Origin of the sequence: Proteus genomosp. 4 str. ATCC 51469, assembly GCF_003144375.1 — a bacterium.
Taxonomy (GTDB): domain Bacteria; phylum Pseudomonadota; class Gammaproteobacteria; order Enterobacterales; family Enterobacteriaceae; genus Proteus.
This window is the reverse complement of record NZ_PENV01000015.1, coordinates 65200-79588: the sequence shown is the minus strand read 5'-3', so window position 1 is coordinate 79588 and position 14389 is coordinate 65200. Positions and strand designations below refer to the sequence as shown.

The 14389-nt window shown below is 38.8% G+C and carries 11 protein-coding genes; 2 read left to right on the top strand and 9 right to left on the bottom strand.

What is annotated here, in order from left to right; genetic code table 11:
- Window positions 1–5: 5 nt before the first annotated feature.
- The 8 genes from lplT to gpt all read right to left on the bottom strand — a co-directional run bounded on the left by lplT (window position 6) and on the right by gpt (window position 8992).
- Window positions 6–1205 carry a lysophospholipid transporter LplT gene (lplT, locus tag DK866_RS14420; protein ID WP_109409461.1) on the bottom strand — a complete coding sequence of 400 codons (1200 nt, stop codon included), beginning with the start codon at window positions 1203–1205 and terminating at the stop codon, window positions 6–8.
- The gene (aas, locus tag DK866_RS14415) at window positions 1205–3364 is read right to left on the bottom strand and encodes a bifunctional acyl-ACP--phospholipid O-acyltransferase/long-chain-fatty-acid--ACP ligase (protein WP_109409460.1); all 2160 of its coding nucleotides are present in this window, start codon (window positions 3362–3364) and stop codon (window positions 1205–1207) included. Before aas ends, lplT begins: the two co-directional genes overlap by 1 nt.
- A gap of 103 nt (window positions 3365–3467) precedes the next feature.
- On the bottom strand, window positions 3468–3980 hold the full coding sequence (gene aroL, locus DK866_RS14410) for a shikimate kinase AroL (RefSeq protein WP_109409459.1): 513 nt from the start codon (window positions 3978–3980) through the stop codon (window positions 3468–3470).
- 142 nt (window positions 3981–4122) lie between these two features.
- Window positions 4123–5376, bottom strand: coding sequence for a glutamate-5-semialdehyde dehydrogenase (locus DK866_RS14405; protein ID WP_109409458.1), 1254 nt, complete (start codon window positions 5374–5376; stop codon window positions 4123–4125).
- 10 nt (window positions 5377–5386) lie between these two features.
- The gene (gene proB, locus DK866_RS14400; RefSeq protein ID WP_072070889.1) at window positions 5387–6490 is read right to left on the bottom strand and encodes a glutamate 5-kinase; all 1104 of its coding nucleotides are present in this window, start codon (window positions 6488–6490) and stop codon (window positions 5387–5389) included.
- Window positions 6491–6605: 115 nt separating this feature from the next.
- Window positions 6606–7007, bottom strand: a complete 402-nt coding sequence (gene crl, locus DK866_RS14395) for a sigma factor-binding protein Crl (RefSeq protein ID WP_109409457.1) — start codon at window positions 7005–7007, stop codon at window positions 6606–6608.
- A gap of 71 nt (window positions 7008–7078) precedes the next feature.
- Window positions 7079–8329 (bottom strand): esterase FrsA, encoded by a 1251-nt coding sequence (frsA, locus tag DK866_RS14390; RefSeq protein ID WP_109409456.1) that lies wholly within the window; start codon window positions 8327–8329, stop codon window positions 7079–7081.
- Between the two features lie 201 nt (window positions 8330–8530).
- Window positions 8531–8992, bottom strand: coding sequence for a xanthine phosphoribosyltransferase (gene gpt / locus DK866_RS14385; RefSeq protein ID WP_006534780.1), 462 nt, complete (start codon window positions 8990–8992; stop codon window positions 8531–8533).
- Between the two features lie 352 nt (window positions 8993–9344).
- Here gpt and pepD point away from each other — a divergent pair, with 352 nt between their 5' ends.
- Both pepD and DK866_RS14375 read left to right on the top strand, forming a co-directional pair.
- Complete coding sequence (gene pepD, locus DK866_RS14380) at window positions 9345–10802, top strand: beta-Ala-His dipeptidase (RefSeq protein WP_109409455.1); 1458 nt, start codon at window positions 9345–9347, stop codon at window positions 10800–10802.
- Window positions 10803–11097: 295 nt separating this feature from the next.
- Window positions 11098–13260: a TonB-dependent siderophore receptor gene (locus tag DK866_RS14375; protein ID WP_109409454.1), complete on the top strand. Its 2163-nt coding sequence runs from the start codon at window positions 11098–11100 to the stop codon at window positions 13258–13260.
- Between the two features lie 67 nt (window positions 13261–13327).
- On the opposite strand, the gene dinB is transcribed toward DK866_RS14375, so the two are convergent.
- Window positions 13328–14383 carry a DNA polymerase IV gene (dinB, locus tag DK866_RS14370; protein ID WP_109409453.1) on the bottom strand — a complete coding sequence of 352 codons (1056 nt, stop codon included), beginning with the start codon at window positions 14381–14383 and terminating at the stop codon, window positions 13328–13330.
- Between the last annotated feature and the right edge of the window lie 6 nt (window positions 14384–14389).

Genomic DNA, 14389 nt, shown 5'->3' with positions numbered 1-14389 from the left:
ACTGTTTAAGATTTCTTTCTGGTGCAGTCCCATAACCATAGACCACCAATTGCGAGTGCAAAGATGGCACCAAAACCAATTCCGATGGCAACAACAGAAATACCAATGCTAGTGACTAGTGAGAACAAGCCTAACATTAATAGCATCGCTGTATTTTCACCTAAGTTTTGTACTGCGATAGCATTACCAGCTCCCACACTGTGTTTGCCTTTATCTTGTAATAGCGCATTTAATGGCACCACAAAGAAGCCACCAAAAACACCAATAACGATAAGAATTAGATAGGATGGAATAATTGAGGTTTGCAGTGAAAAATAAACTACCCCAAGACCAATTAAAATGCCTGCTGGCATACAGCGACGTACTGTTTTCAGTGTCACAAATTTAGCGGCTAATCCAGCCCCTACAACAATGCCAATAGCCACCATTGCATTTAATATCGTTGGAGTGGTGTTGTCAGTCATGCCCAATGCAATAGGCACCCATTGAACAAGCAGAAAACGCAAAGTTACCCCGGCGCCCCAAAACATACTTGTTCCTACTAAAGAAAAGCGACTTTCCTTATCTGCCCATAAAGTACGTGTTGCCTCGATAAATTGAGCGAACATTTTTTTTATGTTCCAACCTCGACCTATTTGAGCAGCAGATAATTTAGGTATACCAAAGTTAACAAAAACTGCAAAAGCGTACATTGCAGCACAGACACCTAATGCAAAAACAATACTCCAATCAGAGAGTAAACCACCAATTACTGAACCTAATAAAATAGCCGCTATGGTTGATGCTTCCATTAAACCATTTGCTTTTACTAAGCGTTCACCATCGGTTAATTCTCCTAAAATACCATATTTGGCTGGTGAATAAACTGCAGCACCAATTCCAACTAAGGCGTAACCTAAGAATGGATCAGAGCCAACACAAATAAGAAAAGCACCCACGAATTTTAAGATATTACCACTGAGCATAACCCTACCTTTAGGGTTACGATCAGCAACTTGCCCAACGAAAGGTGCTAAGAGAATAAAAGCCAGCACAAAGACCATTTGTAAAACAGGTTGGCTCCATTCAGGGTAAAGAGCCGATTTAAACTGGGCTAAAATGGCAAAAAGTAGTGCGTTATCAGCAAAAGCAGAAAGAAATTGCGATAACAATACTGCTTTCATTCCCCTACTCATTAATGGAGGCTGGCTAATATTCTCTGACATTAGTTATTTTCCTGTTCAGCTAGTTTTTTCAATGAGACAAAATCCGTTTTCCCACTCCCAAGAACAGGAATTTCTTTGATAAAACGAATATCCTTCGGTACGGCTATTTCAGCAACACCTTCAGCTTTAGCCAATGTTGATAACGCGCTACGATCCAATTGCTTATCGGTTGTAAATAGTACCAATGATTCACCTCTACGTTTATCACTGATTGTCACAACAGCATGCTCGCCAGTGGATGCTTTACGTGCAAGCTGCTCGACACCTTCAAGAGAGACCATCTCGCCAGCAATTTTAGCAAAACGTTTTACCCGTCCTTTAATAGTACAAAAGCCTTCGCTATCGATAGCAACAATATCACCAGTATCGTACCAACCTTCTTCGTCAATACCGTCCGCATTTGTAGCTACAGGGATTTCTAGTTTTTCTGGTGATTCAACGCGTAAATACCCCATCATTACATTCGGGCCACGTAATTGTAATCGTCCCCCTTCCGCGATCCCATTCATTGGGATAAGTCGGCCTTCCATACCCGGTAATAAACGACCTACTGTATGTGTTTTAGCGCTCATAGGTACGTTAATTGACACAACAGGCGCACACTCGGTAACACCATAACCTTCTAATATGCGGATACCGAACTTTTCTTGCCATAAAATACGGGTTGATTCTGATAGTTTTTCAGCACCAGCAACCACATACCTAACCCTGGCAAAATCGTAAGGATGAGCAAACTTTCCGTAATTACCTAGAAAGGTTGATGTACCAAATAACACAGTACAATTTTGGTCATACACTAATTCAGGCACAACACGATAGTGTAATGGACTTGGATAAAGAAAAACACGAGCACCCAAGCAAATCGGCGTTAATAGACAAGCAGTTAGGCCGAATGCATGGAATAACGGTAATGCTGACATAAATTTATCTTTAGGTGAAAAGTCAGCAATAGCACGAATTTGATCTACGTTAGCCAGTAAACTCGAATGACTATGAACAACACCTTTAGGTGTACCTTCAGATCCTGACGTAAATAGAATAACCGCAGCATCAGTCGATTTTTGCGGTAACATCGCTTTATGTGGCGTAATAAGGTGTTTGAGGACCCAACGCTTATCTTCACTCGTCACACTATCTTTGAGATCTTCAAGGTAAATCCAATTCGCTTCTGGGGTTTGTTCAGGAATATGTAATAAATTCCCTTTTTCTAAAAATTGGCGTGATGTAAAAATGGTTTTGATTGAAGCTGCTTTCATCGCATTTTGTACACCTAAGCTACCCGCAGTGTAATTAAGCATAGCAACAACACGTTGACGCATTGTTGCACCTAATAATGCAGCTGCTGTTACTGTTGTATTTGGAAGTAACAAACCAATGCGTTCATTAGGCTCTGTGTAGCGTTCAATTAGTCGGCTGATCCCTAATGTTTTTTTCAGCAATCCTTGGTAAGAATCTTCTTTTAGATTGATATCTGAAATTAACGGGCTAAATCGACCATATTGAGACATAGCCTGTAAAAATGCCTCATACAGTGTAATTTTAGGGCGTGTATCCATGATGGCATTCATCATGATATCACGCATTGCTTCCCCAGCTAATCGACGACGCTCAGCTGATTTTTCTGCTTTTGGCATCGGTAAATCAACGGCTGGAAGTACCTTGATTGTGATTTTAGGAAAGAAATGAGATTTCACACGCAGACTTTTGCGTACTCGTGAAAAGTAGCTAAATTCAGCACCTTCAATCCTAACAGGAACAACTTTAGCGCCTGATTTAGCAGCAATAAAAGCAGCCCCTTCATAAATCTTCATTAATCCATTCGTTACTGTGATCCTTCCTTCTGGAAAAATCACCACAGGACGACCTTTATCGACTTCTTTTACTAATTGACGCACCGCCATTGGGTTTGCGGGATCTAAAGGCACAATATCAGCATAACGACCTAACCATCTTGTCGTTTTTGCAGAAGCCACAGAGGTATAAACAGCAAACACAGGATTAATAGGTAGGAATAAACGTAATAATATACCGTCAATAAAAGAAGTATGATTTGGTGTAATTATACATTTTTCATATTGGGAAAACTGATTAACAAGTCCTTCAATTCTTATTCTAAATAAGAATTTAAATAGTGTTTTAAAAAACGCTATTAACATCATATCCATATCTCATTTTGCTATAATTAGCCTTACTATAAATAGGATGTGATGAAAATAAAATAGATGGCCTCTGTTTTGTCCTTTATATCAGACGACTTCCTAATTATTTGGCAAGTTTTGCGAGAATTACTGTAATAATTTCATTAATAGATAACCCAGCATCAACAATAATATCTGCACATTGCATGTATAAAGGTTCACGCTTAATTAAAACATCATGCATTTCTGAAACTAATGTTTTTCCTGTCAAACTAGGTCTTTGTGCTTCATTCGGATCTTGGGATAAGCGTTCAACTAATGTTTCAAGCGAGGCCTGTAAATAAATTGTAACACCTGAGGTTTTCATATAAGCACGATTTTTATCTGCTAAAACCATCCCCCCACCAGTTGAAATAACTTGGTTAGGTTGGCTTACTTGAATAAGAGCGTCCGACTCAATTTGACGAAAGAAATCCCAACCCTTCTCTTCCACCATAGAAGATATAGTTTGTTGATATTTTTGGGTTATCCAATAATCCGTATCAATAAATCTATAATTTAAAGAGAGAGAAAGTGCCTTACCTACTGTTGTTTTCCCTGCACCTCGAGGTCCGATAAGGTAAATTGTACTTTCCATAAAATGCACTATCTCCATAGTGTGTCCCCATTAGGGTGTAATTAAAAATTTACATGCTGTAAAGTGTAAACATCATACCTGATGTAACAAAAAAATAAAGCCACACTTTAGAAAAGTATGGCTTATTTAATATTCTCAATAATTAGCGACGAATTGTATTATCACCGTAACCAATCCATTTGTAGGTCGTTAAGGCATCTAATCCCATTGGGCCTCTGGCATGTAATTTCTGCGTACTAACAGCAACTTCCGCACCTAAGCCGAATTGTCCGCCATCCGTAAAACGTGTACTTGCATTGACATACACTGCGGCAGAATCAACTTGACGAACAAAACGATCAGCATTAGAAATAGATTGCGTTAAAATAGCATCCGAATGCGCTGTGCCATAACGGCGAATATGGCTAATAGCTTCAGTTAAGCCACCCACCACTTCTACATTTAGATCAAGTGATAACCATTCATCACAATAATCTGCATCTTTTACATCAACAACAGTTGCTCCACCTTTTTTCAGCCCAGCTAATGCTTTTTCACTTGAGTGCAAAGTGACCTTTTGAGCAGCCATGGCATTACTTAGCTGTGGTAAAAATACATCAGCAATATTTTCATGTACTAAGAGTGTTTCTAATGAATTACATGCACTTGGCCGTTGTACTTTAGCATTAACAATAACGGTTAATGCTTTTTCTAAATCAGCACTTTCATCAACAAATGTATGGCAAACACCAATCCCACCAGTGATAACAGGGATCGTTGATTGTTCACGACATAATTTATGTAATCCAGCTCCGCCACGAGGAATAAGCATATCAATATACTCATCCATTTTTAGCATTTTAGCGACTAACTCACGATCAGGTTTATCAATCGCCTGAATTGCCCCCGCAGGAATACCACATTTTTCTAAAGCTTGTTGAATAACGGCAACCACGGCTTGATTGGTATGGTGTGTCTCTTTACCACCACGAAGAATGGCTGCATTGCCCGTTTTTAAACATAATGAAGCAACATCAATCGTGACATTAGGGCGAGCTTCATAAATAACACCAACAACACCTAGTGGCACACGGCGACGTTCTAAACGTAAACCGCTGTCTAACATACGGCCATCAATAACTTGTCCCACTGGATCTTCTAAGCGACATACTTGTCGAACATCATCAGCAATAGCTTTTAAACGTTCAGAAGTCAGTAATAAACGGTCAAGCATAGCAGCATTAATATTGGCTTCACGAGCTGCTTGCATATCTTTTTCATTGGCTGCAAGAATTGAAGCTTCTTGTTGCTCTAATAAATCAGCCATAACCAGTAATGCCCGATTTTTTTGCTCTGTCGATAATTGAGCTAAATGCCAAGATGCTTCTCTTGCTGATTTACCCATTTGTTCTAACATCGAAGGCTCCTTAGCTAACAATCATATCGTCACGGTGCACAGCAACACTGCCATACTCGTAACCTAAAATTTGACTAATTTCTTGTGAATGGTGTCCTGCAATTAAACGCAGTGCATCACTATTATAATGGGCAACACCATGAGCGAGATCTTTACCCTGTAAACTTTGAATGCGAATAACACATCCACGAGAAAAATCGCCTTTTATCTCTTTAATGCCTTTTGGTAAGAGGGAGCTACCTTTTTCTTTAATTGCTTTTTCAGCCCCTTCATCAACAATAATCACACCCGCAATTGGTGCACCAAAAATCCATCTTTTACGTGCTTCAAGTGGGCTTTCTAATCCGTGGAATAACGTTCCTACAGGTTCATTATTGATAACTTTAGCAATAACTTCAGGTTGTACACCGGCGGCAATGACAACATCAATACCTGCGCGCCCAGCAACAGTAGCTGCTTGTAATTTTGTTGCCATGCCCCCCGTACCTAAGCCAGATACGCTATCGCCCGCCATTTCACGTAATTCATCATTGATATCAAAGACTTCTGGGATAAGTTTTGCTTCAGGATTACTACGAGGATCAGCCGTATACAGTCCTTCAATATCAGTCAATAATAACAGTTTGTCAGCACTTCCTAAAATAGCGGCTAATGCAGACAGATTATCGTTATCGCCTACTTTAATTTCTGCGGTTGCAACGGCATCGTTTTCATTAATAACGGGAATAATGCGATTATCTAATAAAGCATGTAATGTATCGCGTGCATTCAGGAAGCGTTCTCTATCTTCAATATCCGCTCGAGTTAACAACATCTGACCAATATGAATACCATAGATGGCAAATAATTGTTTCCATACTTGAATTAATGCGCTTTGGCCTACCGCGGCAAGCAACTGCTTAGAAGCAATAGTTGCGGGTAAATCAGGATAATTCAAATATTCACGCCCTGCTGCAATTGCACCAGAAGTAACAATAATAATCCGGTGACCTTTTTCGTGTTGTTTAGCGCATTGGCGAACCAGCTCAACAATATGAGACTGATCCAGACGTCGTGAACCACCAGTAAGTACACTTGTCCCTAATTTAACAACCAGTGTTTGGCTGCTACTCATAACATTTACCATTCTTGTTGATTATTTAAAAAGATAATACACAGTTTTATCAGGAGAGAAGCGTTATGCCAACCGACATAACGCAAAATCTATGAAAAGTTGCCCTAACACAAAATTAGGGCTGGATGGGAAGCGGAAATTTGTTCATTTTTTCATCTGGCATAAGTGTCATATCTAATTCACTCGCTGCCGTTTTAAGAAATTGATGAAAACGGATCAGTGTTTCATTGATTGATTCAGTAACATCATTTTTACTTATATTCTGATGTATCCAATCACCATTTTTATCGAATAGCCCAATCTGATAATGATAAATGAGCTGTTCATTGTTGCGTTCTAATTCCATCCACCAGCCCCAAAACTCACGTTTTTCTGGTACGACTTTCTTATTTACACAAACAGCTAAACAGTCAAAAAAGAACTGGTTCTCTTGGCATTGTTGCTCTCGGATATAAGGGCCGATTTGAGCAAAACGCTTTAATAACTTACCTCGGGTAGGGTTCAAAGATGAAGTCATAAATTCAGTCTCCTTAGAAACTCTACTGTTATATAATCTAATGTAATTAGCAAGTTATTGTTCATGATTAATTATATTAATTTGTCATAGATCCAATCAGCACTTTTTTGTAACGCTAGCTCCAAGCCTTCATAAAGCGGTTTTTCATTGATTGCTAAGATATCGCCATCCATAGAAGAACGAGCAATTAACTGAGAATCCTCTTTAGGGCTCATTTCATCACCTTTCCAGTAAACCCCCATCATAGGAACTGGAATTCGTCGTCCAATCAGCCCCTGGTTTTTCAGTGAATAACTGCTTAATGATAATCGAAGATTATTTTCATCAATATTCCATAAACCTAAGCGACTCGCTAATACATCAAGATACATCACAGGAATTTTTTTCTGTAGCTCAGATTGCGTGAAGAATGTATGAATTAAAGGCCCTAAGGCAACAACACCTTTAATTAATTTAGGATAAATATAAGCTAAACGTACAGCAATATTTCCCCCAAAACGAAAGCCCATTACGCCCACACGAGTATGATCAACCCAAGGTACTTCAGAAAGTTGCTTGAGGACTTCGCCTTGTAACTGGCAGGTATCTTCAGTCAATTTTTGTTTTACCGAATAACCGATTGAAGGCATATCTAGCGTTAACATTGCAATGCCTTTCGGTGATAAATAATCCCTGAAGAAGCTGACATAATCGCTTTGAAGCCCATCTAACCCACCGCAAAACAATACTGTGGGATATGGGCCTCTACAATCTTTAGGTAAATGCAGAAAACCAGTTGTAGTTCCCTTTCCTTCTAATTTAAATGTGAGTTTTTTCACCTCAAAAGAGGAAAATTTTGTCGCATTCTCAAATGCTTTCATCGACAAAGTAACGGCTTGATCTGCTAAAAAATCGCCATTAATAAAAGGATAGGCAGCAATACTATACAGATGTGCAGCCCGCAGCCAACAATCAGCGGCCGCATCTCCTGACTCTTTTCTCAATGCTTTTTGTTGCCAAATCATAGCTTGATGTGACCATTCATATGACCAGCCACCTTTACGGTAACCTACAACGGTATCAATAAATTTATCATCACTACGAGGGGCATCATGTACAGCAATTCGGCTCAAAACTTCTTCTATTTCGATGGGTGAAATACCACGCCAAATCCACAGTAAACGCTGAATAGTACGATACCAATTTTGCTGACTTGTACCATTAAGCACAGTATACGTATTAATATTCGATTTTGGATGAGTGTACTGAATTAGTGTTGAGGTTTCAGCGTGTTTTGCTCTAGGTTTAAATAGAGTTTCAGAAAGGTTTGTATTATTTGCCATATCACTCTTCAAATCAGTCGATATCGAATAAAAGGGGCTAAAAAGTCTGGCTTTATCATAGCATGAAATCAACATGAACGGTGTGTATCACCACAAGTGATAGCACGAAGGTATAACGCCAAGGAAGAATAAAAGCATAAAAACAAAAATCCCCGCCAAGGCGAGGATCTCAATTAAAACAGCCAAATAAATGCTATCAAATTATTTTTGATCGCAAACTGGTGGAATAAAGGCAACCCCCATATCCCAAGGCTGTTCAATCCAAGTATTTTGTGGAATATCAACCACAAAATCATCCACTAATGGGCGCCCTTCTGGTTTTGCGAAAATAGTCACAAAGTGAGCTTTTGGATACATTTCACGGATAACTTTAGCAGTACCACCAGTATCAACTAAATCGTCAACAACGATAAAGCCTTCACCATCACCTTCTGCTTTTTTTAAGATTTTGAGGTCACGCTGATGATCATGGTCATAGCTAGAAATGCAGACTGTATCCACATGACGGATACCTAATTCACGAGCAAGTAATGCAGCGGGAACTAATCCCCCACGGCTGACAGCAATAATGCCTGTCCATTGTTCGACTGGTAGTAAACGTTGCGCCAATTGACGGGCATGTATTTGCAACATATCCCACGTTACAACATATTTTTCGCTCATAATATTGTGATCCTAGCTACTTGAATGCGAGAGAAGCTTTTTTGCGGAAAAAAAGGTTGCGCGAGATTATAGTGATTTGAGCACCTAAAAACCAGAGAAAACATGCAAAGAGATGAGATTATCCTCATTTTTTTCTGTATTTTCTTTTTGTGATTAAAAAATGAACCATATAAAAAAATGAATACAAATAGAGATCTACTTTCTTAGATAGAGATGTGAATAGAATGACGCATTCATCAGAAGAAAGTGATATTCTCAATTATATTGGCGTATAACGCTCAGAATAATAAAGCTAACCCTTAAAAAAGCGGTAGGCTATTAATAACACAGATGCTGTTAGAGGAGATCCATCGTGTCTGAACTATCTACTCTATCCCCACAACCACTATGGGATATTTTCGCAAAAATTTGTTCGATTCCACATCCATCACATCATGAAGAAGCCTTAGCTTCTCACATTCTTTCATGGGCAAGTGAAAAAGGTCTTTTCGCGCAACGCGATGCTGTCGGCAATATTTTAATTCGCAAGCCAGCAACTAAAGGCATGGAAGATCGTAAAACAGTTGTTTTACAAGCACACTTAGATATGGTGCCACAAAAAAATAACGACACGGTTCACGATTTCACTAAAGATCCTATCCAACCTTATGTTGACGGAGAATGGATCAAAGCAAAAGGCACAACATTAGGTGCTGATAACGGTGTTGGTATGGCGTCTGCATTAGCGGTTTTAGCTGATGACACCGTAAAACATGGCCCATTAGAAGTTCTATTAACCATGACTGAAGAAACAGGCATGGACGGTGCTTTTGGTTTACAACCAGGTTGGTTACAAGCTGATATTCTTATCAACACAGACTCTGAAGAAGAAGGTGAAATCTACATGGGTTGTGCGGGTGGTATTGATGTTAAAACCACAGTAAGCCTATCCTATGAAGCAATTCCTACAGGTCATGTTGTTAAGCAACTAGTACTAAAAGGATTAAATGGTGGTCACTCTGGTGGTGATATCCATTTAGGTTTAGGTAATGCAAATAAATTATTAGCACGTTTCTTAGCTGGTCATGCAGAAGAATTATCACTGAAATTAATTGATTTCCATGGTGGTACACTGCGTAATGCTATTCCTCGTGAAGCAAATATCGTATTTGCAATTCCAGCAGATAAAGTAAGCCAATTAGAAACAGTAAAAGCGAAATTTGAAGCATTATTAAAAAGCGAATTAGCCATTGCTGAAAAAAATCTGAAAATTGAGTTACTTGATACAACAACAGATAAGAAAGTATTTGAGGCAGACTGCCAAGAACGCTTAATCAACCTACTTAATGCAATGCCAAATGGCGTTATTCGTATGAGTGACGACGTTGAAGGTGTTGTTGAAACATCATTAAACGTTGGTGTTGTTAGCATTGTTGACGATAAAGTGGAAATACTTTGCCTAATCCGTTCTCTGATTGATAGCGGAAAAACTTATGTTGTCAGTATGCTGACTGCATTAGCAAAACTAGCTAAAGCTGATATCGAAACAAAAGGCGGTTACCCTGGTTGGAAACCTGATGCTGACTCACCTGTTATGCATTTAGTTCGTGATACCTATCAACAACTGTTTGATAAAGTGCCAAACATCATGGTAATCCACGCAGGTCTTGAATGTGGTCTGTTCAAAAAACCTTATCCAGATATGGATATGGTTTCTATTGGACCAACAATCCGTGGTGCTCACTCACCAGATGAACGTGTTCATATTAAAAGTGTTGGTCAATACTGGCAATTATTAACAGCAATTTTAAAAGCCATCCCTGCTAAATAATCTTGCTTTAAACATCATAATGAAACCCGCTTAATTGGCGGGTTTTTTGTTACTAACGCTACCATAAAGAAATAATTTATCCCTCTATATACGCTCTATTTCTCTTAAGTATCATAATTTATTCCTTACAGAACAAATACCAAACCACCTTATTCCATTTTGGAATAAACAAATAATCTTAATGAAAATAATTTATAGAATGCTAATTATTATCATTAGCATTAATGTTTATTGGATGATATTTTCATGCCTTCCGCATTTAAAGTTAAAAAATAAAAATTCAAAGGGTCCTATTGTGTCTAACAAAAATTGCGTTGCTAGCATCATTCTCGCCTTACCTTTAAGTTTACTCTCTGTTCAAATTCAAGCGGCAGTTAATCAAAATACATCTGAAAAGATAATTGTCACCGCGGCTCCATCACAAGATCCACAATCTCCTGTTTCAGGCATTATTGCCACAAAAACACTATCAACAAATAAAACACCAACTGAAATTGAAAAAACGCCACAATCTATTACGGTAATTACTCGTGATCAGATGGATGCTCAAGATGTCAGTTCCGTTTCTCAAGCGCTACGTTATACACCCGGCGTGTTCACCGAATATCGAGGAAGTTCTAATCGTAATGACGAGGTTTTTATTCGTGGATACAGTTATGCACCTCGTTTTTTAGATGGTTTAAGCTATGGTATGGGAGCTTCATCATCAACAGGGGCACTTGACCCATGGTTATTAGAGCGCGTTGAGGTTGTTAGAGGACCAGCATCTGTGCTTTATGGCCAAGTAAATCCAGGTGGCCTTGTTGCAATGACAAGTAAAAGACCCACTGCAACGCCTATTCGCCACATTCAAGTACGAGCTGGTAATGATAAATTGGCAGAAACTGCATTCGATTTTTCAGGTGCATTAAGTGATGACAATCGTATTCTTTATCGCCTAAATGGTATTGCCAAAACACAACACACTCAAATAAAAAACTATAAAGAAGAGCGTTTTGCCCTCGCTCCCGCTATTACTTTTTTACCTAATGAACAAACACGTTTAACGTTATTAAGCTTTATTCAGCAAGAGCCTGAGGCTGGTTATCGTAACTTTTTACCCGCTTATGGTACGGTGAAAAAAACACCTGAAGGCACTATTCCTTTTGATTTTGACGTAAACAACCCTGATTATCACCAATCATGGCGTCAACAATATGGCGTAGGCTATGAATTTGAGCATGAATTTAGTGACTCACTCAAAATAGTACAAAATGCTCGTTATAGTCATATTAATCAAAAATACAAATACCTTGTTTTCGGCTCATTAAGAAAAGACAATCCTTATGTGCTTGAACGTAGAGCCCAGCAAGAACAACGTGAAACAGATACTTTAGGAATAGATACACGTTTACAAGCTGATTTTACTACTTCAAAACTTAATCATACAGTGATTGCAGGTATTGATTATCAGTGGAGTAAAGATCAAGACAATTTACGCCGGGCTACGGGCTCAGAGTACGATCTGGATTGGCGTGATCCTAATTATAATCATCCGATTAATATGAGCTTACAAAAACCTGCAACAGATCAGTTACAAAAACGCGATCAAATCGGGTTGTATCTACAAGATCAGATCCAATGGAAAAATTGGATATTACTTGCAGGTTTACGTCAAGACTGGGCGCAAGTACGAACTCATGATTTCTTAGCAACCACATATGATCAGCAAGATGATAATAAACTAACGGGTCGTGCTGGTCTTTTATATGCTTTTGATAATGGTATTTCACCTTATCTAAGTTACAGCACCTCTTTTGAGCCTAATTTACAAACCCGTAGAGCACCAGGTAGTGCGCCATTTGAGCCAAGTGAAGGACGCCAATTAGAAGCGGGTATTAAATACCTCACACCAAATCAGCAAACATTAGCAACGCTCTCTATTTATCAGTTACAACAACGTAATGTTACTAACTATAATGCTGAGAAAGCCTATTTTGAGCCTGTTGGTGAAATTAGAAGCCGTGGTATTGAAGCTCAAATTAATAGCCAATTAACTGAAAATATTTCCTTCATTAGTAGCTATGCTTACACCGATACAGAGGTCAGAAAAACCATTATTGCAGGAACACAAGGAAAAGAGTTACCTAGAGTTCCTAAGCATATGGCATCATTTTGGGGTCAATATGATGAAACCTCAGGGTTATTTAATGGGGCTAAAGCGGGCTTTGGTGTGAGATATGTAGGTGTATCTCAAGGTGATACTAAAAATACAATCAGTGTTCCTGCGGTAACCTTATATGATGCAATGATTGGTTATTCATTAGGTGAGTTATCACCTTCTTTAAAAGGTGCTGAAATTCAGCTTAATATGAATAATATTGCGAACAAACATTATGTTGCATCTTGTGCTGGTGATACCGCATGCTTTTATGGGATAGGTAGAACAATGACAGCAACGATGAATTATCGCTGGTAAGATCATATAGAATAAATTAACTACATTGACCATAGCCAATCTATTGATCGGCTATGGTTTTTAATTCTTATAACGCCAAAAGAAGTTGCCGTTCTATTTGTGGATCTTGCAAGGTGACATGAAATCCGATTAATCGCACACCTCGGCCATTTCGGCGTTCATGCCATGCTTGATAAGCGATATTTATTAAATCAGCTTTTTCTAAAATAGGATGTGTATGCTCTTGCGTCGTTAACTGAAAATCATCAAATTTTAACTTAACGCCTTGCCTTGCGATCCTTAGATCGGGTTTAACCTTTGTGAGTCGTTTTTCTAATTCGTTATACAATCCATCTAATAATGCTAAGCAGTCATCCCATGAATTAATATCGTGGGCAAACGTCCGTTCAACACCTACCGATTTTCTAAGTCTATCAGGGTTAATTTCTCGCTCATCAATACCATGGCTACGCTCCCAAAGGTTTTGTCCAAATTTTCCTAATGCTTTTACTAAAGAAATAACATCTGTTCGACGAATATCAGCACAAGTTTCTAGCCCCATTTCTTGCAAACGAGCAAATGTTACCTTACCTACTCCTGGTATTTTATTAAGCGGTAATTTCAGAATAAAATCATCAACTTGATCAGGAGTAATAACAAATTGCCCGTTAGGCTTATTAATATCAGAAGCAATTTTTGCCAGAAATTTAATTGGTGCAATGCCTGCGGATGCAGTGAGATTTAATTCATCAAAAATTTGTTGGCGAATTTCTTGAGCCATCAGCGTTGCAGAGCCATGGCAATGCTTACTTTCAGAGACATCAAGATAAGCTTCATCAAGTGAAAGAGATTCAATAAGGTGAGTATATCGAGAAAATATCTGCCTGATCTTCGCTGAAGTTTCTTTATACAGAGCCATTCTGCCAGGCAATACTTTTAAATGAGGACACAGCTTCAAGGCTGTCGCGGTTGACATTGCACTACGGACACCAAAACGACGTGCAGGATAATTTGCAGTACAGACAACTCCTCGGCTAGAGGCATTTCCACCAACCGCAATTGGGATCTCTTTTAGTGCTGGATTATCACGCATTTCAATCGCAGCATAAAAACAATCCATATCAACATGAATAATTTTACGCATACAATT

Excerpts from the sequence above, each read along its gene's own strand:
- lplT (WP_109409461.1), bottom strand. The coding sequence starts at position 1,205 with ATGTCAGAGAATATTAGCCAGCCTCCATTAATGAGTAGGGGAATGAAA.
- aas (WP_109409460.1), bottom strand. The coding sequence starts at position 3,364 with ATGATGTTAATAGCGTTTTTTAAAACACTATTTAAATTCTTATTTAGA.
- aroL (WP_109409459.1), bottom strand. The coding sequence starts at position 3,980 with ATGGAAAGTACAATTTACCTTATCGGACCTCGAGGTGCAGGGAAAACA.
- DK866_RS14405 (WP_109409458.1), bottom strand. The coding sequence starts at position 5,376 with ATGTTAGAACAAATGGGTAAATCAGCAAGAGAAGCATCTTGGCATTTA.
- proB (WP_072070889.1), bottom strand. The coding sequence starts at position 6,490 with ATGAGTAGCAGCCAAACACTGGTTGTTAAATTAGGGACAAGTGTACTT.
- crl (WP_109409457.1), bottom strand. The coding sequence starts at position 7,007 with ATGACTTCATCTTTGAACCCTACCCGAGGTAAGTTATTAAAGCGTTTT.
- frsA (WP_109409456.1), bottom strand. The coding sequence starts at position 8,329 with ATGGCAAATAATACAAACCTTTCTGAAACTCTATTTAAACCTAGAGCA.
- gpt (WP_006534780.1), bottom strand. The coding sequence starts at position 8,992 with ATGAGCGAAAAATATGTTGTAACGTGGGATATGTTGCAAATACATGCC.
- dinB (WP_109409453.1), bottom strand. The coding sequence starts at position 14,383 with ATGCGTAAAATTATTCATGTTGATATGGATTGTTTTTATGCTGCGATT.